19 protein-coding genes, 1 tRNA gene and 1 pseudogene are annotated in these 20,756 nt (G+C 56.8%); 20 read left to right on the top strand and 1 reads right to left on the bottom strand.

Annotation, left to right across the window (positions count from 1 at the left end; all coding sequences use genetic code 11):
* The first annotated feature begins 85 nt into the window (after positions 1-85).
* The 12 genes and pseudogenes from flgG (at position 86) to secF (ending at position 12,740) form a co-directional block, all read left to right on the top strand.
* Positions 86-874: a flagellar basal-body rod protein FlgG gene (gene flgG / locus MDG893_RS03725; RefSeq protein WP_007152386.1), complete on the top strand. Its 789-nt coding sequence runs from the start codon at positions 86-88 to the stop codon at positions 872-874.
* A 29-nt stretch (positions 875-903) separates the two neighbouring features.
* Complete coding sequence (gene flgH / locus MDG893_RS03720) at positions 904-1,611, top strand: flagellar basal body L-ring protein FlgH (RefSeq protein ID WP_007152385.1); 708 nt, start codon at positions 904-906, stop codon at positions 1,609-1,611.
* 37 nt (positions 1,612-1,648) lie between these two features.
* A pseudogene (locus MDG893_RS03715) lies at positions 1,649-2,700 on the top strand (flagellar basal body P-ring protein FlgI).
* An 8-nt stretch (positions 2,701-2,708) separates the two neighbouring features.
* The gene (gene flgJ / locus MDG893_RS03710) at positions 2,709-3,698 is read left to right on the top strand and encodes a flagellar assembly peptidoglycan hydrolase FlgJ (protein ID WP_007152382.1); all 990 of its coding nucleotides are present in this window, start codon (positions 2,709-2,711) and stop codon (positions 3,696-3,698) included.
* A 5-nt stretch (positions 3,699-3,703) separates the two neighbouring features.
* Positions 3,704-5,752: a flagellar hook-associated protein FlgK gene (gene flgK, locus MDG893_RS03705; protein WP_007152381.1), complete on the top strand. Its 2,049-nt coding sequence runs from the start codon at positions 3,704-3,706 to the stop codon at positions 5,750-5,752.
* A gap of 19 nt (positions 5,753-5,771) precedes the next feature.
* Entirely contained in the window at positions 5,772-6,983 is a 1,212-nt protein-coding gene (flgL, locus tag MDG893_RS03700; RefSeq protein ID WP_007152380.1) for a flagellar hook-associated protein FlgL, read from the top strand.
* Positions 6,984-7,064: 81 nt separating this feature from the next.
* A tRNA-Leu gene (locus tag MDG893_RS03695) sits at positions 7,065-7,151 on the top strand.
* Between the two features lie 38 nt (positions 7,152-7,189).
* Positions 7,190-8,284 (top strand): tRNA preQ1(34) S-adenosylmethionine ribosyltransferase-isomerase QueA, encoded by a 1,095-nt coding sequence (queA, locus tag MDG893_RS03690; protein WP_007152379.1) that lies wholly within the window; start codon positions 7,190-7,192, stop codon positions 8,282-8,284.
* Positions 8,285-8,294: 10 nt separating this feature from the next.
* On the top strand, positions 8,295-9,413 hold the full coding sequence (gene tgt / locus MDG893_RS03685) for a tRNA guanosine(34) transglycosylase Tgt (RefSeq protein WP_040474276.1): 1,119 nt from the start codon (positions 8,295-8,297) through the stop codon (positions 9,411-9,413).
* Positions 9,414-9,473: 60 nt separating this feature from the next.
* Positions 9,474-9,836: a preprotein translocase subunit YajC gene (gene yajC, locus MDG893_RS03680; RefSeq protein ID WP_007152377.1), complete on the top strand. Its 363-nt coding sequence runs from the start codon at positions 9,474-9,476 to the stop codon at positions 9,834-9,836.
* Between the two features lie 80 nt (positions 9,837-9,916).
* Positions 9,917-11,791 (top strand): protein translocase subunit SecD, encoded by a 1,875-nt coding sequence (gene secD / locus MDG893_RS03675; protein ID WP_007152376.1) that lies wholly within the window; start codon positions 9,917-9,919, stop codon positions 11,789-11,791.
* Positions 11,784-12,740, top strand: a complete 957-nt coding sequence (gene secF, locus MDG893_RS03670) for a protein translocase subunit SecF (RefSeq protein WP_007152375.1) — start codon at positions 11,784-11,786, stop codon at positions 12,738-12,740. The genes secD and secF overlap by 8 nt, the downstream gene beginning before the upstream one ends.
* Positions 12,741-12,816: 76 nt before the next feature.
* On the opposite strand, the gene MDG893_RS03665 is transcribed toward secF, so the two are convergent.
* On the bottom strand, positions 12,817-13,614 hold the full coding sequence (locus tag MDG893_RS03665; RefSeq protein WP_007152374.1) for an inositol monophosphatase family protein: 798 nt from the start codon (positions 13,612-13,614) through the stop codon (positions 12,817-12,819).
* Positions 13,615-13,798: 184 nt separating this feature from the next.
* On the opposite strand from MDG893_RS03665, the gene trmJ reads away from it, so the two are divergent.
* The 8 genes from trmJ to MDG893_RS03625 all read left to right on the top strand — a co-directional run bounded on the left by trmJ (position 13,799) and on the right by MDG893_RS03625 (position 20,741).
* Positions 13,799-14,653: a tRNA (cytosine(32)/uridine(32)-2'-O)-methyltransferase TrmJ gene (gene trmJ / locus MDG893_RS03660; RefSeq protein WP_007152373.1), complete on the top strand. Its 855-nt coding sequence runs from the start codon at positions 13,799-13,801 to the stop codon at positions 14,651-14,653.
* 4 nt (positions 14,654-14,657) lie between these two features.
* Positions 14,658-15,434 (top strand): serine O-acetyltransferase, encoded by a 777-nt coding sequence (gene cysE, locus MDG893_RS03655; protein WP_007152372.1) that lies wholly within the window; start codon positions 14,658-14,660, stop codon positions 15,432-15,434.
* Between the two features lie 77 nt (positions 15,435-15,511).
* A complete protein-coding gene (gene iscR / locus MDG893_RS03650) occupies positions 15,512-16,009 on the top strand; it encodes a Fe-S cluster assembly transcriptional regulator IscR (protein ID WP_007152371.1) in 498 nt (165 codons plus the stop codon).
* A gap of 20 nt (positions 16,010-16,029) precedes the next feature.
* A complete protein-coding gene (locus MDG893_RS03645; protein ID WP_007152370.1) occupies positions 16,030-17,178 on the top strand; it encodes an IscS subfamily cysteine desulfurase in 1,149 nt (382 codons plus the stop codon).
* Positions 17,179-17,245: 67 nt separating this feature from the next.
* Positions 17,246-17,674 carry a nucleoside-diphosphate kinase gene (ndk, locus tag MDG893_RS03640; RefSeq protein WP_007152369.1) on the top strand — a complete coding sequence of 143 codons (429 nt, stop codon included), beginning with the start codon at positions 17,246-17,248 and terminating at the stop codon, positions 17,672-17,674.
* 62 nt (positions 17,675-17,736) lie between these two features.
* Positions 17,737-18,849, top strand: a complete 1,113-nt coding sequence (rlmN, locus tag MDG893_RS03635) for a dual-specificity RNA methyltransferase RlmN (RefSeq protein ID WP_007152368.1) — start codon at positions 17,737-17,739, stop codon at positions 18,847-18,849.
* Between the two features lie 70 nt (positions 18,850-18,919).
* Positions 18,920-19,702, top strand: a complete 783-nt coding sequence (gene pilW, locus MDG893_RS03630) for a type IV pilus biogenesis/stability protein PilW (protein ID WP_007152367.1) — start codon at positions 18,920-18,922, stop codon at positions 19,700-19,702.
* Positions 19,692-20,741, top strand: coding sequence for a RodZ domain-containing protein (locus tag MDG893_RS03625; RefSeq protein WP_007152366.1), 1,050 nt, complete (start codon positions 19,692-19,694; stop codon positions 20,739-20,741). Before pilW ends, MDG893_RS03625 begins: the two co-directional genes overlap by 11 nt.
* Positions 20,742-20,756 lie beyond the last annotated feature (15 nt).

The raw sequence follows: 20,756 nt of genomic DNA, 5'->3' as shown, positions 1-20,756 counted from the left end.
TAAACCCTATGAACATCGTCCGGGTGAGCGTAGAAGCGGCAAAAATCCGCCGCATTGGAAACGTCCCCGGCAAGGAGTAGACGACATGCATCCAGCACTTTGGGTCAGCAAAACCGGGTTGAGCGCTCAGGACACCAATATGTCCACGATCTCCAACAACCTGGCCAACGTGAACACCACCGGTTTCAAACGCGACCGCGCGGTGTTTCAGGATCTGCTGTACCAGATCGACCGGCAACCCGGTGGTCTGAATACCCAGAACTCGGAGCTGCCGTCCGGTCTCCAGCTGGGTACCGGTGTTCGCATCGTCGGCACCGCCAAGCAGTTTTCCCAGGGCAACCTGGAAGTTACCGAGCAGCCTCTGGACATGGCGGTGAACGGCCGTGGTTTCATGCAGATCCTGCTTCCGGACGGCCAGATTGCCTATACCCGCGATGGTCAGTTCCAACTGAACTCCAACGGCGACATCGTCAACCCCGATGGTTACACCCTGGAGCCGAACATTAACGTTCCGGAGAACGCCACTAACATCACCATCGGCAAGGACGGTACAGTATCGGCGGTTACCGATGATCAGGCAGCCCCTGTGAACCTGGGCGAAATTACCCTGGTGGATTTCATTAACCCCCAAGGCCTGCAGGCGATCGGTAACAACCTGTTCAAAGCGACCAATGCCAGTGGTGATCCCGCCGAGGGCGAACCCGGTATTGGCGGCCTGGGTACCCTGGAGCAGGGCATGGTGGAAGCTTCCAACGTGGAAGTGGTGGAAGAGTTGGTGAACATGATCACCACCCAGCGCGCCTATGAGATGAACTCAAAGGTGGTCTCCGCAACCGACCAGATGCTGCAGTTCATAACCAACAACATTGGTTAAACGGTAACGGACGGCAGGAAGGGGGAATCATGACACCCATCATTACCAACAACAGAGCGACCAGACATCACGGCGGCACTTTTGCGCTGGTGGCAATCCTGGTTGTCCTTCAGGGGTGTACCGCCATGAGCCGGCCACGAGCAATTCCGGATGATCCTCAGTACGCACCGGTGCGTGCCGAAGCGATGATGCAGCGAGACCCTGAATCCGGCGCTATCTACCAGTCCTCGCGGAACTATAGCCTCTATGGCGACACCGTAGCGCTGAATGTCGGTGACATCCTTACGGTGACCCTCGAAGAGTCGACCCGTGCCAGCAAGAACGCTGAAAGCAGCATTACCAAAGATAATGAAGTTTCCATGCTGGACCCGCAAATTCTAGGCAAGGGCAACATTGGGCTGGCAACAGACTTCAACCTGGAGAGGGATTTCGAGGGCCAGGCAGAAGCGGACCAGAGCAACAGCTTGAACGGTAATATCACCGTAACCGTCACGGAAGTCCTGCCAAACGGCGTTCTCCATATCAGAGGCGAGAAATGGCTGTCGCTGACCAACGGCGATGAATACATCCGCCTGACCGGGCTTGTTCGCCCGGAGGATATCTCGCCGGACAACACCGTGGCATCCAATCGTATTGCTGATGCCCGTATTGCCTACGGCGGTACCGGTGATTTCGACCAGGCCAACCAGATGGGCTGGCTGGCGAGGTTCTTCAACAGTGAGTGGTTCCCGCTATGAAAATGCTGAGGTTTGGGATACTGATGATTGCGCTTTCGTGATCGCAGCGCCGGTGCTGGCGGACCGCCTGAAAGATCTGGCGCGCATCAAGGGTGTGCGTAACACCAGTTAGTCGGTACGGGCTGGTGGTTGGCCTGGATGGTACTGCGACAAAGCGCCGTCACCAACCAGACCTTTCGCAACATGATGACCCAGTTCGGCATTACCCTGCCGCCGGGCGTGAACCCCAATCTTGCCAACGTGGCTGCGGTGACCATTACTGCGAACCTGCCGCCCTTCGCCAAGCCGGGCCAGGAACTGGACATTACCGTGTCGTCCATCGGTAACGCCGACAGCCTGCGTGGCGGTACTCTGTTGATGTCGCCGTTAAAGGGGGCAGACGATCAGGTTTATGCCATGGCCCAGGGTAGTCTGGTGGTGGGTGGTTTTGGTGCCCAGGGTGCCGACGGTTCACGGATTACCGTAAACGTTCCCAGTGTTGGCCGGATTCCCAATGGCGCCACCATTGAGCGGGAAGTCATGTCGCCGTTTACCCGAGGCGATACCATCACGTTCAACCTGTTGCGGGCTGATTTCACAACGGCTCGCCGGGTAGTGGAAGCGATTAATGGCCACTTGGGGCCGGACATGGCGTATGCCCACGATGCCACCTCGGTTTCCGTGAAGGCGCCCAGGGATCCATCCCAGCGGGTGAGCTTCCTGTCGATTCTGGAAAACATTGAGGTTAATCCGGCAGAAGACGCCGCCAAGGTGGTGATCAACAGCCGTACCGGCACCATTGTAGTGGGCCAGAACGTCAAGGTCAGCCCGGCGGCGGTGACCCACGGCAACCTGACAGTCACTATCGAAGAGAACCCCGAAGCCAATCAGCCAAACCCGTTTACTGATGGTGAAACGGTGATCGAACCCAATACCCAGATTGCCATTACCGAAGACCCGGCCCGGATGTTCCAGTTTGGCCCGGCGGTCACCCTGAACGAGATCGTCCAGGCCGTGAACCAGGTAGGTGCGGCGCCCGGTGATGTAATGGCGGTGCTCGAAGCCCTCAAACAGGCCGGTGCCTTGCGCGCCGAGCTAATTGTGATTTAGGGGGCGTGATGCAGGATTCCAGTCTCCAGAAAGCCCAGGTATATACCGATTTCGGCGGTCTGAATGCGTTGAAGGCCCAAGCCAGGACCGACAAGGAAGCAGCGCTTGAGGAAGTGGCGAAGCAGTTTGAGGGCCTGTTTCTGTCGGAAATGGTCAAAGCCATGCGCAAGGCCGGTGACGTGTTTGCGGAGGGTAACTATCTCAACAGCCAGCAGTCGGAGTTCTATCGCGAGATGTTCGACAGCCAGTTGAGCCTGACGCTATCGCAAAAGCAAGGCACAGGTATTTCCGATGCTCTGGTACGCCAGCTAAGCCGGCAGATTCCTGGCATGGACGAGAAAGGTGAACCAATGGCAGCCCACAAGACTGCGCTGGCGGATTATGACCGTAGTTTGCCGGCACTGTCGCCACGCCTGCCTGAGCAGATGAACAAGGTGAATCAGGTGGCTGACACCGCCGGCCGAGAGCCGGCACCGGAAATCAGTACCGTCATGCCAGGCCGGTTCGAATCACCGGAACAGTTTGTCCGTGAACTCTTGCCCGTCGCGGAAAAGGTAGCGGCGCAAAGTGGCATCAACCCGAGGTTGATGATTGCACAGGCAGCACTGGAGACCGGTTGGGGCAGACACATGATTGAAGGCGACGGTGGTTCTCCCAGCTTTAACCTGTTCGGTATCAAGGCAGACACCCGCTGGCAGGGTGAATCAGTGAACATTGCCACCACGGAATTCCGCGAAGGCGTGCCGATGAACGAACGGGCCGCGTTCCGGGCCTACCCGGACTATGAGTCCAGCTTCCGGGATTATGTGTCTTTCCTCGAATCCAATCCCCGTTATAGGGATGTGCTGGCGGCAGCGGATGATCCCGAGTTGTTTGCAAACCGGCTTCAGGAAGCGGGCTATGCCACCGATCCAAACTACGGCGCCAAGATTCGCCGCATTATGAACAATGACTCCATGGCAACATTGTCCATGGGTACGCGCGGGGCTGAGGAGTAAGCATTATGGCAGGGCTTATTAATATTGGTCTGACCGGCATCCTCGGACACCAGGCGGCGCTGAACACCACCGGTAACAACATCACCAATGCCAATACGCCGGGTTACAGCCGTCAAGAGGTGCAATTTGAAACCCAGTCGGCGCAACGTACCGGCGCAGGTTCTGTCGGAACCGGTGTCAGCATCACCAATATCCGTCGCCTGGCGAACGAATACCTGACGCAACAGGTGCGAGAAGACAGCTCTTTGTTCGGTGAGCAGGAAGCACTGAACTCGGAGTTGTCGCGCCTGGACAACCTGCTTGGCGGCGAAACCACCGGCTTGAGTAATGCCCTGAACAATTTCTTTGCCAGCCTGCAGAATGCTGCAGAAGACCCGGCCTCGTTACCGCAACGCCAATTGGTGTTGAGCGAAGCGCAACAGGTGGTGAACCGCTTTGAAGCCCTGAATCAGGAATTCATTCAACAGCGGGAATCCGTTAAGACCCAGATGGAGCAGGGTGTCAAGGATGCCAATACGCTTTTGAAAAGCATTGCTGAGCTGAATCTGGCGATCTCCGAATCACCGGGCCTGGCCCAGGGCCGTGAACCCAATGAGTTGCTGGACAAACGCGACGAAAAACTGCGTGAGTTGTCTGAACTGGTCAACATCAGCGTGGTGCAAGCGCAAGGCAGCCAGGTGAACGTCTCGTTGCGCAATGGGCAGGCGTTGGTGGTTGGTGACAGGGCGGCACAACTGGGCACCCGCGATAACGCCGAAGACCCGACCCGATTGGAATTCACCCTGACAACGGGGGGCCGCACCCTGAACGTGGACAGCCAGGTCAACGGCGGCAAACTCGGCGGCTTGCGACGGTTCGAATCAGAGGCCCTGCAGCCTGCTTTCGCCGAACTTGGCCGGGTAGCAATTGCCTTGTCCGAAACCCTCAACCATCAACATGAAATCGGCATGGACCTTGAGGGCGACCTGGGTGGCCTGTTTTTCAGTGACATCAATTCCCAGGCGGCCCAGCGCGGCCGGGTAATCGCCAATACCAATAACGGAGCGCCGCGGGACGCGCAACTTGCGGTCGAGATTATCGACAGTTCCCAGCTTCCTGCAGGCAGTTGGTCGTTGCGGTTTGGCGGCGACGGTCGGAATTTCGAGTTAGTGGATCGTGCCACGGGTGAGGTGGTTAACCAAGGTCGCCTGCCAGACCCGGTTCAGTCCGAAATATCCATGCCGGGGTTCAATATCCGTATTGAGGGGGGCACCTTCAACGCGGGTGACAGTTTCCTGATTGAGCCGACTCGAAACGCGGCGGCCAATATCGGACTGGAAGTCAATCGCGAAGAGGATCTGGCCTTTGCGAGCCCGGTAAGGGCAGAAGGTTCCGCCAATAATACCGGTGATGCCACGATTAACCAGGGCAAGATGCTGGATGTCAGGGATCCGTTTACCAATTCTTTGCTGAGTAATTTCCGACAGGACGGGCAACTGGACCCGCCGCTGGACATTCAGTTCCGGGACGACGGCGGCCAGCTGGTCTATGACATTGTCGACGCCAACACAAATACGGTGCTGCAGGCCGGTGATGCCGCGGCAGTGCCTCCGGTCAATGTGTTCCAGACAGGACAGTCCAATAAGCTGTTCACTGAAGATCCGCGTTCGCCGGATTATTTCGGCTTTCAGTTCGAAATCTCCGGCAACCCAAGGCCCGGGGATTCGTTCAGCATCAATTACAACACCAACGGTGTGTCGGATAACCGCAATGCTGAGTTCCTGGCGGCGTTGGGAACCGAGAACACCCTTAACAACGGCAGTCAGAGCTTCGCTGAAGGCTACGCAGGGTTGGTGGAAGATATTGGTGTGAAAACCCGGCAGAGCCAGCTGGATAAAGACGCCGGAAGCACGCTGCTTGAGCAGTCGACCAATCAGCGGGAATCTGTATCAGGCGTCAACCTGGACGAAGAGGCCGGCAAGCTGATCCAGTACCAGGCGGCTTACAACGCGTCCGCCCAGGTGGTGAGCGTGGCCCAGGATTTGTTCAATACCCTGTTACAGAGTTTCCGGTAACAGTGCGAGGTGATGTGACATGATCAGAATTTCATCACAACAGATATTCTCCGGCGGCATAAACCGTCTGCAGGAACTGAATAGCAGCCTGAACCAGACCCAGGAGCAGATTTCGACCGGTAAGCGGGTCAACAAGCCGTCAGACGACCCGGTTGCGGCGGCGCGTATCCTGAAGCTTGATCAGGAGCTGTCGCGAATCGAGACCTACCAGCGCAACGCGGGGCTTGCAGAAAACCGGTTGCAGCAGGAGGAAAGCGCGTTGGCCAGTTCGGTGGATGTTATCCAGCGGATTCGGGAGCTGACCGTCCAGGCTGGTAACGGCTCGCTGTCACCGAGTGATCGCAAATCCATCTCCTCGGAAATGAAAGAACGCATCGGGCAGTTGGCCAACATTGCCAATACCCGTGATGCGTCCGGCGAGTACATTTTCAGTGGCTTTCAGGGTTCCACGGCTGCTTTTGGGAAAGATGCGTCCGGCAGTTGGGTGTATCAGGGCGATGAGGGCCAGCGCGTGCTGGAGATCGATGATGGCGTCACGGTGCCTATCAGTGATCATGGCAAAGGCATCTATTCATCGGTGCCCGCAGCGGTGTTTGCCGAGAGTGACCCCGGCAATGCGGCCGCTGCTCGAATCGATGGTATTCAGGTAGCTGATGATGGCGCCTTATCGGCGGTTTCACCGGACGATATTACGATTACCGTTGATACTGTGGCGGGAACGGTCAGTGCCGTGAATAGCCGTACCGGGGATCCCCTGACCGTGACTCCGGCGGCGTATACCAGTGGTGAGTCCTTCGAAGTCGCAGGCGTGCAGGCGACGATTACCGATGCGGGCAATGGCGACGAATTCACCCTTCGCACAGGGGAGAGGCAGTCGGTGTTTGCCACCATCGAAAACCTGATTGACGGTCTCGACAACATCGACAAGACTTCGCCGGCGGGGCAGGCGGCCTATGACGATCTGATCGCAGCGTCTTTGCAGAATCTGGACAATGCTCAGGAAAGCATCGTCCAGAAGCAAACGGAAATCGGCGGGCGCCTGAACGCAGTGGACTCCACCAAATCGTTCCTGGAAGACTCGTCGGTGTACAGTGAGGACATTCGTTCGCAATTGCGTGACGTGGACTACGCCGAGGCTATCAGTAACCTGAGCTTCCAGAGCTTTGTGCTGCAGGCTGCGCAGCAGTCATTTGCCCAGGTTTCCCAGCTGTCGTTGTTCGATCGCTTGTAAAAAGCCTGCCGGAACAAGGAAGTCCGGCACTTGTTATTGCTTTCAGATTCAACCTCAGTATAATCCCCAGCACTCTCCGATGGCGGCGTGGTGAAATTGGTAGACACGACGGATTCAAAATCCGTTGGGGTAAAACCCGTGGCGGTTCGAGTCCGCCCGCCGCTACCATTTACGATCCGCAAAGTGCGGTGTAAACAGTCCATCCAATGAACGTCTCCGATTTTCACTTTGATCTACCGGATGAGCTTATCGCCCGGTATCCCCTCAAAGAGCGCAGTGCGTCCCGGTTGCTCAGTCTTGATGGGCTGTCCGGTGACATCAGGCACCTACGGTTTACCGATCTTCCAAGCCTGCTTCAGCCGGGCGACCTACTGGTCTTCAACGACACGCGAGTAATTCCCGCGCGCCTTTTTGGCCGCAAGGAAACCGGTGGCCAGGTGGAAGTGCTGGTTGAGCGTGTACTTGGAGAGCACGACATTCTCGCTCACGTACGAGCCTCCAAAGCTCTAAAAGAAGGCCAGAAAGTGCTGCTTGAAGACGGCACACCGCTACGGATGAGCGGTCGGGATGATGCGTTGTTTCACCTGCATTGTGACAGCGACGAGCCGGTCCTTGATGTTCTTGAACGCATCGGTCATATGCCGCTGCCTCCCTATGTTGACCGCCCGGATGAATCCTCGGACCGCGAACGCTACCAGACGGTATACGCCCGGGAAGCGGGAGCCGTGGCGGCTCCGACCGCAGGTTTGCATTTTGATGACCGGATTCTGGCCGAGCTTGAATCCATGGGCGTTGAAACCGCGTTTGTGACTTTGCACGTAGGCGCTGGTACATTTCAGCCGGTGCGGGTGGAAGGCATTGAAGATCATGTGATGCACAGTGAAGTGGCCCATGTACCGCAAGCCACCGTTGATGCAGTGAATGCAGCCCGCGCCCGGGGCGGTCGTGTCGTCGCCGTTGGTACCACCTCGGTGCGATCCCTGGAATCCGCCAGTCGCGGCGGTGTGGTTCGGCCTTTTCAGGGCGAAACCGATATTTTCATTTACCCCGGCTATCGTTTCCAGACCGTGGACGCCATGGTGACGAATTTCCACCTGCCGGAGTCAACGCTGATTATGCTGGTCAGCGCGTTTGCCGGTTATCAGAACGTGATGTCGGCCTATCAAGCGGCTGTGGCCGAGTGTTACCGCTTTTTCAGTTACGGTGATGCGATGTTTATCTCAGCGCAGGAACCAAGCCTGGGCGCCCTTTCATCCTGTTCAGGGAAAGGCAGCCAGAATCCGGAGAACAACGATGAGTGACCAGTGTTATATGTCCTTTGAAAAGCTCGGGGAAGATGGCCGTGCGCGACGCGGACGCCTGACGTTTCCTCGCGGTACGGTGGAGACGCCTACTTTCATGCCGGTGGGCACCTACGGCACCGTCAAGGGCATGCTACCGAGAGACATCAAGGAAATTGGGGCCGAGATCATTCTTGGCAACACCTTTCATCTGATGTTGCGGCCGGGTACGGAAGTGGTGAAGGCCCATGGCGATTTGCACGATTTTACCCAATGGCAAGGCCCGATTCTCACAGACTCCGGCGGCTTTCAGGTGTTCAGTCTGGGCGAGATGCGGAAAATCACCGAAGCGGGCGTGACGTTCCGTTCGCCAATCGATGGTTCACCGGTAGAGCTGTCACCGGAAATCGCCATGCAGGTGCAGCGCGATCTCGGGTCGGACATTGTGATGATTTTTGACGAGTGTACGCCGTACCCGGCCACTGAGAAGCAGGCGAAAGAGTCGATGGAGCTGTCCCTGCGTTGGGCGGCGCGAAGCAAACAGGCACACGCTGGTAATCCGGCCGCGCTGTTCGGTATCGTTCAGGGTGGGATGTACGAATCGCTGCGGGACCGCTCACTGGAAGGGCTGACGGAGATCGGATTCGACGGCTACGCCATAGGTGGATTGTCGGTGGGTGAGCCCAAAGAGGATATGATCCGTATCCTGGACCATCTGCCACCCAGAATGCCGGAAGACCGCCCCCGTTACCTGATGGGCGTAGGGCGGCCCGAGGATCTTGTGGAAGCGGTGCGCCGCGGTGTAGACATGTTTGACTGCGTAATGCCCACGAGAAACGCCCGCAACGGCTACCTGTTTACCTCCACCGGTATCATCAAGATCCGCAACGCAAAGCACCGGCACGATACCGCGCCGCTGGACGATCAATGCGACTGCTACACCTGTGAGAATTTTTCGAGAAGTTATCTGCATCATCTCGATAAATGTGGAGAAATGCTCGGCTCGCAACTCAATACGATCCACAATCTGCGGTACTACCAGAACGTTATGGCTGGATTGCGTGGCGCAATTGAAGCAGGTACATTGTCGGACTTTATTAGCGACTTCTATGCCCGCCGCGGTGAAACCGTGCCTCCAATGGCGCAGTAGCTGCGGGATAAGCCGATTCTGAACCGCTACCTGAACTTTTCTTAAAAACGGAGATAGTCAATGAAATCAATCAAGTTACTTGTTGCTGCACTCTTTGCTGCGATGCCGGCACTGGCCATGGCACAGGACGCGGGTGCCCAGGGTATGGGAGTGATGGGGCAGGTGATCTTCTTTGCCGGCTTTATCCTGATTTTCTATTTCCTGATCTGGCGTCCGCAGTCCAAGCGCGCAAAAGAGCACAAGGCTCTGATGGCCGGCCTGAACAAAGGTGATGAAGTGGTTACCTCCGGCGGTGTGGCTGGCAAGATCACCAAGGTTTCCGATGACTTTATCGTGGTTGAAATCGCCGATAATGTTGAAGTCAAGGTTCAGAAAGTTGCTGTTGCAGCGGCACTTCCGAAAGGAACTCTGAAGGACATCTGATCGACCGGTTTTCGACTCAGGTCTGAATTTGCCAAGCTGAAACATCACAGCCGGCCGACTGGCCGGCTTAAAGGGACCCCATGCTGAACAAGTATCCGCTCTGGAAAAACCTGGTTATCGTCATCGCGCTGGTGATCGGGTTCGTCTATGCCTTGCCTAACGTCTTTCCTGACGACTTCGCCGTACAGATCACCGGTGCCCGGAGCAGTACCGAAGTCGATCAGCGGATTCTCGACAGGGCTGTTGATGCACTCGAAGCCAAGGGAATCGAGGTCAAGGAATCCGAGTTGCAGGAGCGCGACGCCCTGATCCGCCTGAACGATGCCGAATCCCAGCTTAGGGCCCGGCCGATTGTGCAGGAGGCGCTTGGCAGAGACTATCTGGTGGCACTGAATATGGCACCTTCCACGCCTGAATGGCTGGAAAGCGTGGGAGCGGGCCCGATGAAGCTCGGCCTCGACCTGCGGGGTGGTGTTCACTTCCTGCTGGAAGTGGATATGGAAACCGCCGTCGACCAGCGCCTCGAAGCCATGTCTGGTCAGATCAAGCGCGAATTGCGTGAAGAGCGTGTGCGCTATCGCGGTGGCGATGTGGAAGGCAATCGTTCCATTGTTCTGAGTTTCCGCGACGAAAGTTCCCGCAGCGAAGCGTTCGATCTGATCCGCGATCAGTACAACCAGTTCCTGCTCGACGAACAGACTGAGGAAGGTGAGTATCTTCTGGTGTTGTCGATGTCGGAAGCGGAAGTAAAGTCCATCCAGGATTACGCTCTGGAGCAGAACCTGACCACCATCCGCAACCGGGTGAACGAACTTGGCGTGGCGGAGCCTCTGGTGCAGCGCCAGGGAGCGGACCGCATTATTGTGGAATTGCCCGGTGTGCAGGATACCGCTGCGGCCAAACGGGTACTGGGTGCTACAGCCAACCTGGAATTCCGTCTTGAGGCCCGCCAGGATGCCTCATCAGCCGATATCGAGACGTTCCCGTTCCGTGACAACCCTAATCGCGAAGCCCGTCTCGAGCGGGAGGTGATCGTCACCGGTGACAATGTCTCTAACGCACAGCAGGCGTTCGACGAGAACGGCCAGCCACAGGTCAACATCACCATGGACTCGGTGGGCGGCGACTTGATGAATCGGGCAACCCGCAACGCCATTGGGCGTCGCATGGCGGTCCTCTTTATCGAATACCGGACAGAAACGGAAGAAGTGGTTGTGGATGGTGAAACCCGCACCGTCGACAACCGCGTTGTCGAGAAGGGTATCATCAGCCTGGCGACGATCCAGTCTGCGCTGGGAAGCAGTTTCCGGATTACCGGGCTTGATTCCATCCCGGAAGCGGCTGAGTTGGCGTTGCTGCTGCGGGCCGGTTCGCTGGCCGCGCCAATGTACTTTGTCCAGGAGCGGACGATTGGTCCCAGCCTGGGGCAGAAGAACATTGATGCCGGCATGATGTCGGTCCTGCTCGGCTTTGTGCTGGTCCTCTGCTACATGGTGGTGTACTACCGTGGCTTTGGTGTTATCGCCAACATTGCGCTGACGCTCAACCTGATGCTGCTGATTGCCTGTATGTCGATTCTCTCCGCAACCCTGACGTTGCCAGGCATTGCCGGTATCGTGCTGACGGTGGGTATGGCGGTTGACGCCAACGTGCTTATCTTCGAGCGCATAAAGGAAGAGTTGAAGTCGGGCATACCGCCGCAGTCGGCGATAAATGCGGGTTATTCCCGGGCCTTCGTTTCGATTTTCGATGCCAACATCACCACCCTGTTGGTGGCGGTTATCTTGTTCGCCATGGGCTCCGGCCCGGTGAAAGGGTTCGCGGTGACACTGTCGATCGGTATTCTTACGTCGATGTTTTCCGGGCTGATGGTCAGTCGCAGCATCGTAAATCTTGTGTACGGCGGTCGACAGGTTGAAAAGCTGTCGATTGGGGGGAAACTGGCCAATGTCTGAAGTAGAGAAGAAACCTATCGATTTTATGGGCTTTCGGAAGATTGCTTCCGTTGTGTCCATTGCGCTGGTTGTTGCTGCCATTGCGTTGCTGGCAGTGCGCGGCCTGAACCTCGGGCTGGATTTTACCGGTGGTACCTCCGTTGAGCTGGAATACCAGCAGGCGCCCGCCCTGGACAATGTTCGCCAAACGCTGGAGAGCGCGGGATACGAGCAGTTCGTGGTCCAGAACTTCGGTTCGGATACCACGGTGCTGGTGCGGATGGCGGAGTCCGAGAACGACCAGTTGGCCGCTGAAGTCACGGCTGCGCTGTCGGCTGGTGGTAACCAGCTTGAGCTGGTGAGCTCCGAGTTTGTCGGCTCCCAGGTTGGCGACGAGCTGAAGGAAGACAGTGGCCTGGGAATGCTCATCGCGCTGGCGGTTGTGCTGATTTACGTTGGCATGCGATTCCAGTTCAAATTTGGCATTGCCTCGGTTGTGCCCCTGGCCCACGACGTCATCATCGTGCTGGGTGTGTTTGCCCTGTTCCAGTGGACGTTTGATTTAAGTGTGCTGGCGGCGTTGCTGGCGGTTATCGGTTATTCCCTCAACGACACCATCGTGGTGGCAGACCGGATTCGCGAGAATTTCCGCAAGATGCGTGAAGGGGGCTCCGAGCACATCATCAACGAGTCCATTCACCAGACCATCAGCCGAACCATCAACACGTCCGGTACGACATTGGTGGTGCTGTTCGCCCTGTACTTCCTGGGGGGTGAAGCGATTAACAACTTTGCGCTTGCTCTGATCATCGGTGTGGTGGTGGGTACCTACTCATCCATCTATGTGTCAGCAAACCTGCTGGTTGCCCTGGGTGTGGCGCGGGAAGATCTGATCGTTCCGCCGAAGGAAGGCCTTGCAGGGCAGGAAGAGGAAGAAGAGCAGCCGCCCGAGTGGTTGAACCGGATGTAAGTCGGTCAGCCACAAAAAAGCCGCAACCCCATTTGGTGTTGCGGCTTTTTTTATGCCTGGTCGTTGGCCTTTATATCTAGCGAGGCAGCCGGCCCCGGAACGGGTGTAGTGTCTTGAGCACTTCCCGGAACAGCTTGGGGTTCGCGACGATTAACTGTTTTGCTTTCTCCGTTGAGGGGTTGCCGGAGAAGTCGCCGGTCAGGGCGCCGGACTCCAGTGCCAAGGTGACGCCGATGGCCAGGTCCGCCGGCTCAGGACGGAAAATAATAGCGGCGTCCAGGTGGCCGGAAGCAACCCGGGCAATATCAAGGGCAGCACAGCCAGCGGTTCGGAACATGCTGCTATCACGGGCAAGCATGGATGCCATCTCGCCCCACATCAGTGGGTCGTCAGAGGTGCGGGTCTGGTCGAGAAGATTGCTGACCACGGCTGCACGGTCGGCATGCTTGACGTCGCTGGTGCGCACTCGCCGGCTGTTGAGTGCGGCCCCATGGCCACGGCTGGCGGAGTATTCCTCACCGGTGACCGGATTGATCAGCAGCAGGTTCTCAGTGCGGTTGTTTTTCTTTTGCAGCAACGCAACGGCGAAGTCAGGAATACCGCGCAAAAAATTCTCACGCCCGAGTACCGGGAAAATATGCCAGCTCTTGTCGTTGCCGTCGGCGTCCGCCTCGTTCAAAGGAGCGATGGCGTGGTCCTTGTAGGCTTTATCGAGCTGTTCGGAAAAATTGTCGTAAATGGACTGTTCGACCCGCTCAAGTTGCTTGCGGCGGTCTTCGCTGTCGCCATTGGGTTCCTGGCGTTCGAAGTGTGCTTTCAGATAGTCGGACCCCTGACGCGCGACGCGCAGGGCCATTTTGATTGCTGGTTGCATCTGAGTGTTCATTATCCGGGTGTGTGAAGGCCGCATAGCATATCAAAAACTGACCCGCCTTGTATGTTTTTCCACTGGGCAATGTCACGGATGGCGCTGTATCAGGGCATATCCGGAGAGGCGGGGAAGGGGGTGGATCTGCTATCATGCGCACCTTTCCAGTTTTTACAGAGATTCTACCGCCATGCACAAGCCAGCTAAGCCCCTGGAGGGCCCTGACACCTACAATGACCAGATCCGGATAGTGCTGGTTGAGACGTCCCATTCCGGTAATATCGGTGCGGTTGCCAGGGCCATGAAAAACATGGGCCTGGGAAATTTGTGGCTGGTGAACCCTGTATCCTTTCCCGATGAGGCCTCCTACGCCCGTGCGGCGGGCGCCTCCGATATTCTTGACAAAGCCACGGTCGTTTCCACCCTGGATGAAGCCATTGCCGATTGTGTGTGCGTCATGGGTACCAGCGCGAGGGGGCGAAAGGTTCCGTGGCCGGTTATCGCTCCACCAGGCGCCGCGGCCAAGGCTTCGCAGCAGTCAGAAGCGGGGCAGGTGGCGTTGGTCTTTGGGCGTGAGAACCATGGGTTGAGCAATGAAGAGCTACAGCGTTGTCATTTCCACATTCATATCCCGTCAAATCCCGATTACAGTTCCCTGAATCTGGCCATGGCGGTTCAGGTAATGTGCTATGAATTGCGTATGCATTATCTGAAAGGCCTTGAAGGTGGCGACGGCAGCCCATATCTCAAGCCTATGATGGCGCCCGGGGATGAAGGCTGGGATGTGCCGCCCGCGCCCGTCCGCGATGTTGAGGGTTTTTTCAGTCATCTGGAGCAGGTGCTTGTGGATGTGGACTTTCACCGCCGGGACAATCCCCGTCAGTTGATGACGCGGCTGCGGCGGCTCTTCCAGCGTGCCGGGCTGGATCAGATGGAGATCAATATCCTTCGCGGAATACTGACTGCCGTACAGAAATCGGCTGGTGCTGCGGAAACCGCAAAAAATACGTCAAAGGCTGGTTCAACGGCCGGTGAACAGGAATAGGGTTATGTTTGAACGTCTAAGGGAAGATGTGAACAGTGTGTTTCATCGTGATCCCGCCGCTCGCAATACTTTCGAAGTGCTGACCAATTACCCGGGTTTGCACGCGCTCCTGTGCCACCGGTTCTCCCATTGGCTTTGGGGGCTTGGCCTGAAGTGGATTGCACGAACGTTTTCCTCGATCGCCCGTTGGCTGACCGGCATTGAAATTCATCCCGGCGCAACGATCGGGCGGCGTTTCTTTATCGATCACGGCATGGGTGTTGTGATTGGTGAGACCACGGTGATTGGTGATGATGTCACTCTGTATCAGGGCGTTACCCTGGGCGGTACCAGTTGGAACAAAGGTAAGCGCCATCCGACATTGGGTGACGGTGTTGTGGTAGGGGCCGGTGCCAAGATCCTTGGGCCGTTTACGGTAGGCGAAGGCGCCAAGATTGGTTCCAACTCCGTGGTGACCAAAGAGGTTCCACCTGGTGCGACGGTTGTCGGTATTCCCGGCCGGGTGGTGGTGAAGCGCAAAGGGGAAGAAGATGATGCCCGGCGCAAGGAAATGGAAGAGCGCATGGGCTTCGATGCCTATGGCGTGACCGAGGAAATGCCGGACCCGGTAGCCCGGGCCATGCGCAGCCTGCTGGATCATATGCACGCCGTAGATGATCGCATTGAGAATATGTGCAAAGCGCTTCGTAAAGTGAACAGTGAATACCAGAACGGCGAGTTGCCGCCGCTGCAGGAGGAGGATTTTGACTGCGTGCGGGACGACGAGCCGTCGCAACGGTGAATACTTGACTGTTTTGGTAGGTCAATTCATACTCGGCGTTGTTAAAGCCGAATCAATCCCTGACCGGGGCTGACGTTATGAGACTGACCACCAAAGGCCGCTATGCGGTGACGGCAATGCTGGATCTCGCCCTTCATGGGGATCAGGGGCCGGTGAGTCTGGCTGACATATCTGCCCGGCAGGAGATTTCCCTCTCGTATCTCGAGCAGTTATTTTCCCGCCTTCGCCGTCACAAACTGGTGACGAGTATCCGGGGCCCTGGCGGTGGTTATCGCCTGAGCCGTGAGGCAGACTCCGTCTTTATTGCGGAAGTTGTCGACGCGGTCAGCGAATCCCTGGATACCACTCGTTGCGGTAACAAGGGTGATTGCCAGAATGGCGAGAAATGCCTGACCCACCACCTGTGGTCTGATCTCAGTGATCAGATTCATCAGTTCCTCAGCGATATCAGTCTTGGGGACCTGATGCGAAAACGGGAGATTCAGGTGGTTGCCAGCCGGCAGAACAGGCGCCGTTCAGAGGGTGACTCACAGACGATTAACACCGAGCGCCTCACGGATCAGGCGCCGGCCTGAACGACTATCCTGAAACTTCTATGAAAAAGCCCGTCTATCTGGATTATGCGGCCACTACGCCCGTAGACCCTGCCGTTGCTGAAGAAATGCTCAAATACCTGACGACCGATGGTGTGTTTGGTAATCCTGCCTCGCGCTCCCATGGCTTCGGCTGGCAGGCCGAAGCCGCCGTTGAGGGTGCTCGCCGGCAGGTGGCGAGTCTGATTCATGCGGACCCGCGTGAGATTGTATGGACGTCCGGCGCTACCGAATCCGACAACCTCGCCATCAAGGGTGCTGTCGCAGGTAAGAGCAAGCCGCACGTTGTGACATCGATGATTGAACACAAGGCGGTACTTGATACCTGCACGTGGCTTGAAGGGCAGGGCGTTGAGGTGACCTGGCTGAAACCTGGCGCTGACGGACGGGTGTCCTGCCAGCAGGTCGAAGGTGCGCTTCGGGATAATACTGCTTTGGTCAGCCTGATGATGGTCAACAATGAACTGGGTAGCCAGACGGATATCGCTGCCATCGGTGCCATGCTTCGCGAACGCGGTGTGTTATTTCACGTGGACGCGGCGCAGGCGGCTGGGAAGACCGAGGTGGATGTGGGAGTCATGCCGGTGGATCTGTTGTCGTTGTCAGGCCACAAGGTTTATGGCCCCAAAGGTATCGGAGCCCTCTATGTCCGGCGTTCTCCGGACGTGAGAATTGAATCGCAGATTCATGGCGGTGGCCATGAGCGCGGCATGCGTTCCGGCACGCTGCCTACGCATCAAATCGTCGGCATGGGCAAGGCCTTTGATCTGGCCAGCGAAAAACTGGAACAGGAGAAGATGCGACTGGAATCCCTGAGGAAGCGTTTTCTTTCGGGCCTTGAGGGGCTTGAGGGTGTGACGCTCAACGGCAGTGCCGAACACCGGGTGCCGGGTATCATCAATCTCTCATTTGCAGGTGTCGATGCGGAATCCCTGATGCTGGGGTTGCGGGAATTGGCGGTTTCATCTGGATCGGCGTGCTCGTCGGCCACTATTGAGCCTTCCTTTGTGCTCAAGGGTATTGGTCTGGATGATGAGCAGGCGCACCGGGCACTCCGGTTTTCCTTTGGGCGCTTTTCAACGGAAGAGGAGATTGACTTCGCAGCAGCGCAAATCGTTGACGTTGTTACCCGTCTCCGTTCAGTGCGGTAGGCAGGTGCCCCCGGACTGCGTATAATCCGAACCCTGAAATTTTTCTGAACCTGAATGGAGATAGATCATGTCAAATGAGCGCACGCTCTCGATTATCAAGCCCGATGCAGTCGCAAAAAATGTGATCGGCGAAATCTACACGCGCTTCGAAAAAGCGGACCTGACCATTGTCGCCGCGAAAATGATGCATCTGACCCAGGAACAGGCCGAAGGGTTCTATGCCGAGCACAAGGAACGCCCGTTTTTCAATGATCTGGTTGCGTTCATGACCTCTGGCCCTGTTGTTGTTCAGGTTCTGGAAGGCAATGGTGCTATCCTGAAGAATCGTGACCTGATGGGGGCAACCAACCCCAAGGAAGCGGAAGCGGGCACTATCCGCGCCGACTTTGCATCTTCAATTGATGCCAACGCTGTTCATGGTTCAGATTCCGCTGCGTCAGCTGAGCGCGAAATTGCGTATTTTTTTAATGACAGTGAGATCTGCCCGCGCGGCTGATCGAGCTGTATCGGGCCGGGCATACGTCCGGCCCGTATTGGTTATTTGATTGAGGTTATGAAATGACAGCTGTTGCTGAGAAAACCAACCTTCTGGGAATGCCGAAGGCCAAGATGGAGGCCTTTTTTGAGTCCCTGGGGGAGAAACGTTTCCGCGCAACACAGGTGCTGCAATGGATTCACCAGCGCGGGGCCGATGACTTCGATCAAATGACCAATATGAGTAAGGTCCTGCGGGAAAAACTGAAGGCCGTTGCGGAAATTCGTGGGCCAGAGGTTGTTTACGACGAGTCCTCCAAAGACGGTACCCGTAAATGGGTCATGCGCATGGACAACGGCAACAGTGTCGAAACCGTGCTCATACCCGACGGCGAGCGCGGCACCTTGTGCGTATCGTCGCAGATTGGTTGCAGCCTTGATTGTACGTTCTGTTCGACGGGCAAGCGTGGATTTAACCGCAATCTTACCGCTGCCGAGATCATCGGGCAGGTCTGGGTTGCGCGCAAGGCGTTCATGCCTTTTGAGCCCGGTCCGGATCGCCCGATTACCAATGTGGTAATGATGGGTATGGGCGAGCCGTTGCTGAACTTCGACAACGTTGTGGATGCCATGAACCTGATGATGGAGGATCTGGCTTACGGTATTTCCAAGCGACGTGTCACCGTCAGTACCTCCGGTGTGGTTCCGGCACTGGACAAATTGGGTGAAGTTACCGATGTTTCACTGGCCATTTCGCTCCATGCCCCCAATGATGAGTTGCGTAACCAATTGGTGCCGTTGAATAAAAAGTACCCGATTGCGGAATTGCTTGCAGCAACGCGTCGTTACCTGGCACGTCTGCCGGACAAGCGAAAGGCAACCATCGAGTACACTGTAATTGAGGGCGTTAACGACCAGCCCGAGCACGCAAGGGAGCTGGCGGTGGTACTTCGCGGTCTTCCGTGCAAGATCAACCTGATTCCGTTCAATCCGTTCCCGGAGAGCGATTTCCGGCGTCCAAGTATGAACGCCACCCGCCGTTTCCAGTCCGTTCTGAATGAGGCCGGGTACATCGCCACGGTGAGAACCACCCGCGGTGACGATATCGACGCTGCCTGTGGCCAACTGGTAGGGATGGTGGAAGACCGCACCAAGAGAAGTCAGCGTTATATACAGGTTCAACAGGTCAGTCCGTAAACCCAGTGCTGATAGGCACCTTCCAATTCAAGAGGAATTACCGACTGTGACATTTAATTCGGTGAAAAGGATGCAGGCCGCGCTTGTAGTGGTATTGCTGGCGATGTTTGTCGCAGGGTGCGTGACCAATACCGATAGCCGTTTTGCCCGCGAGGCAGATCGCGACAAGGCCATCAGGAATTATGTCCAGTTGGGGACCGCCTATATTGGCCAGAATAATCTGGAAAGAGCCCGGCACCACCTCGAACGGGCGCTTGAATTGGACTCTGATGACCCCGGGGCATTGGCAGCCATGGGGCTGATCTATAATGCCGAGGGCGAGCCGGAACTGGCTGAGCGATCCTTCAAGGAGTCACTCGAAAGTGATCAGGGCTATACCCGTGGTCGCGTTTATTACGGGGCATTCCTGTACGGCGCTGGCCGGTTTGAGGATTCCCGCGAGCAGTTCCTGGCGGCCTCCAGGGATACGTCATACAACGACAGGGCCTCCGTGTTCTTCAATCTCGGATTGACCGAGGAAAGAATTGGCAACCTTGAGGGCGCCACGACGGCGTACCGGCGCGCTGTTGATTTATCCCGCGGTGACGCAAAGTCATTGCTTGCGTTGTCACGGACATTGGTTGAATCCGGAGAGCATCAGGCCGCCTCCCGCCACTACAGCCGACTGATGACTCTGATGCAACGGAACCAGAATCTCCGCCATTCTCCTGAAAGCCTCTATACGGGCATCCGCATTGCTCGGCATCTGGGCGACAGGAACCGGGAATCGAGTCTCGCGCTCCTGCTGAAGAACAATTTTCCAAACTCTGTCGAATACCAACAATACAGGGTGATGACATCCAATGGACAGTGATGACGCACAACAACCGTCGAGCCTGAATGAGCCTACGGGCCAGTTGCTCAAACGTGCGCGTGAGCAGAAGGGGCTCAGTGTTTCCGCCGTGGCCGATGCCCAACATCTTCGCCCGGCGGTGATTCAGGCGATAGAGGACGGGAAGTATGAACAGATCGACAGTGAACTGTTCCTTAAAGGCTATGTCAGAACCTACGCGCGACAGGTTGACCTTGATCCGGATGCGGTGATCGCAACGCTGGATGAAGAGCTGGAACCGCTTCGACAGCAAAAAGTTCAGGCAGAAGAAGCCAATCCGCTGATTGATATTGAGCGTCGCAGGCGGCGCAAGCGACGCGTCGCGAAGCTTTTGCTCCTCATGTTGGCCATAGCAGTAATCGCGTTTCTCGCACTGCGTTTTACGGGTGAATTGGACGGTATAACAGGCGACACGGCCGAGCCGACAGTTTCCTCGGAACCAAATGCTTCCGCGCAGCCTGAACCGACCGAAGAGATGGCCTCGGTGGATGGCACTGTCGATACCGAGTTATCTGAGCCGGGAACCGAAGCAGCGCTCTCCGAGCCGGTTGATGAAGCGTCAATCGTTGAGGACAATAACGAGTTGGCAGGACTACCCGAGCAGCCTCAGGTGAATGAGCCGGATTCCGGCTCTCCGGCCCCGGTGGTCGAAGAGGATTCCGCTCCTGCTGCGCAACCTGCTGCCGAAGAGGTTGATGTGAGCCGGGTTCCGGTGGTGACCAGTGAGCCGGAACCAGCGTTTCAGGAGAGTGCCCAGCCAACGGCAGCCGTTGGTAGCGCCCGCCTGGAAATGACATTTAGCGACGAGTGCTGGGTTCAGGTCACCGACTCGGCAGGCAATCGTCTGGTGGGCTCCCTGCAACGGGATGGCGACAGGATTAATGTATCAGGCAGGCTGCCCATCGACGTTGTTGTCGGCGCGGTCGATGCCATCGAATCCATAAGATTTGATGGTCAACCGATTGACCTTTCCGGTTATCGGGTGGTCAACAACCGAGCAGAGTTCACGCTGGATATCTGAACGTTTCGAACCCTC

It is taken from the genome of Marinobacter algicola DG893, from assembly GCF_000170835.1.
In the GTDB taxonomy this organism is placed as follows: Bacteria; Pseudomonadota; Gammaproteobacteria; order Pseudomonadales; family Oleiphilaceae; genus Marinobacter; species Marinobacter algicola.
Note: the sequence above shows the minus strand (reverse complement) of the source record. Positions and strands in the feature narration are given on the sequence as shown.

Coding starts and splice junctions, on each gene's coding strand:
- pilW (WP_007152367.1), top strand. CDS start 18,920: ATGCAGGCCGCGCTTGTAGTGGTATTGCTGGCGATGTTTGTCGCAGGG.
- cysE (WP_007152372.1), top strand. CDS start 14,658: ATGTTTGAACGTCTAAGGGAAGATGTGAACAGTGTGTTTCATCGTGAT.
- rlmN (WP_007152368.1), top strand. CDS start 17,737: ATGACAGCTGTTGCTGAGAAAACCAACCTTCTGGGAATGCCGAAGGCC.
- flgL (WP_007152380.1), top strand. CDS start 5,772: ATGATCAGAATTTCATCACAACAGATATTCTCCGGCGGCATAAACCGT.
- MDG893_RS03645 (WP_007152370.1), top strand. CDS start 16,030: ATGAAAAAGCCCGTCTATCTGGATTATGCGGCCACTACGCCCGTAGAC.
- secF (WP_007152375.1), top strand. CDS start 11,784: ATGTCTGAAGTAGAGAAGAAACCTATCGATTTTATGGGCTTTCGGAAG.
- trmJ (WP_007152373.1), top strand. CDS start 13,799: ATGCACAAGCCAGCTAAGCCCCTGGAGGGCCCTGACACCTACAATGAC.
- flgJ (WP_007152382.1), top strand. CDS start 2,709: ATGCAGGATTCCAGTCTCCAGAAAGCCCAGGTATATACCGATTTCGGC.
- yajC (WP_007152377.1), top strand. CDS start 9,474: ATGAAATCAATCAAGTTACTTGTTGCTGCACTCTTTGCTGCGATGCCG.
- tgt (WP_040474276.1), top strand. CDS start 8,295: ATGTCCTTTGAAAAGCTCGGGGAAGATGGCCGTGCGCGACGCGGACGC.
- MDG893_RS03625 (WP_007152366.1), top strand. CDS start 19,692: ATGGACAGTGATGACGCACAACAACCGTCGAGCCTGAATGAGCCTACG.
- MDG893_RS03665 (WP_007152374.1), bottom strand. CDS start 13,614: ATGCAACCAGCAATCAAAATGGCCCTGCGCGTCGCGCGTCAGGGGTCC.
- iscR (WP_007152371.1), top strand. CDS start 15,512: ATGAGACTGACCACCAAAGGCCGCTATGCGGTGACGGCAATGCTGGAT.
- ndk (WP_007152369.1), top strand. CDS start 17,246: ATGTCAAATGAGCGCACGCTCTCGATTATCAAGCCCGATGCAGTCGCA.
- secD (WP_007152376.1), top strand. CDS start 9,917: ATGCTGAACAAGTATCCGCTCTGGAAAAACCTGGTTATCGTCATCGCG.
- flgK (WP_007152381.1), top strand. CDS start 3,704: ATGGCAGGGCTTATTAATATTGGTCTGACCGGCATCCTCGGACACCAG.
- flgH (WP_007152385.1), top strand. CDS start 904: ATGACACCCATCATTACCAACAACAGAGCGACCAGACATCACGGCGGC.
- flgG (WP_007152386.1), top strand. CDS start 86: ATGCATCCAGCACTTTGGGTCAGCAAAACCGGGTTGAGCGCTCAGGAC.
- queA (WP_007152379.1), top strand. CDS start 7,190: ATGAACGTCTCCGATTTTCACTTTGATCTACCGGATGAGCTTATCGCC.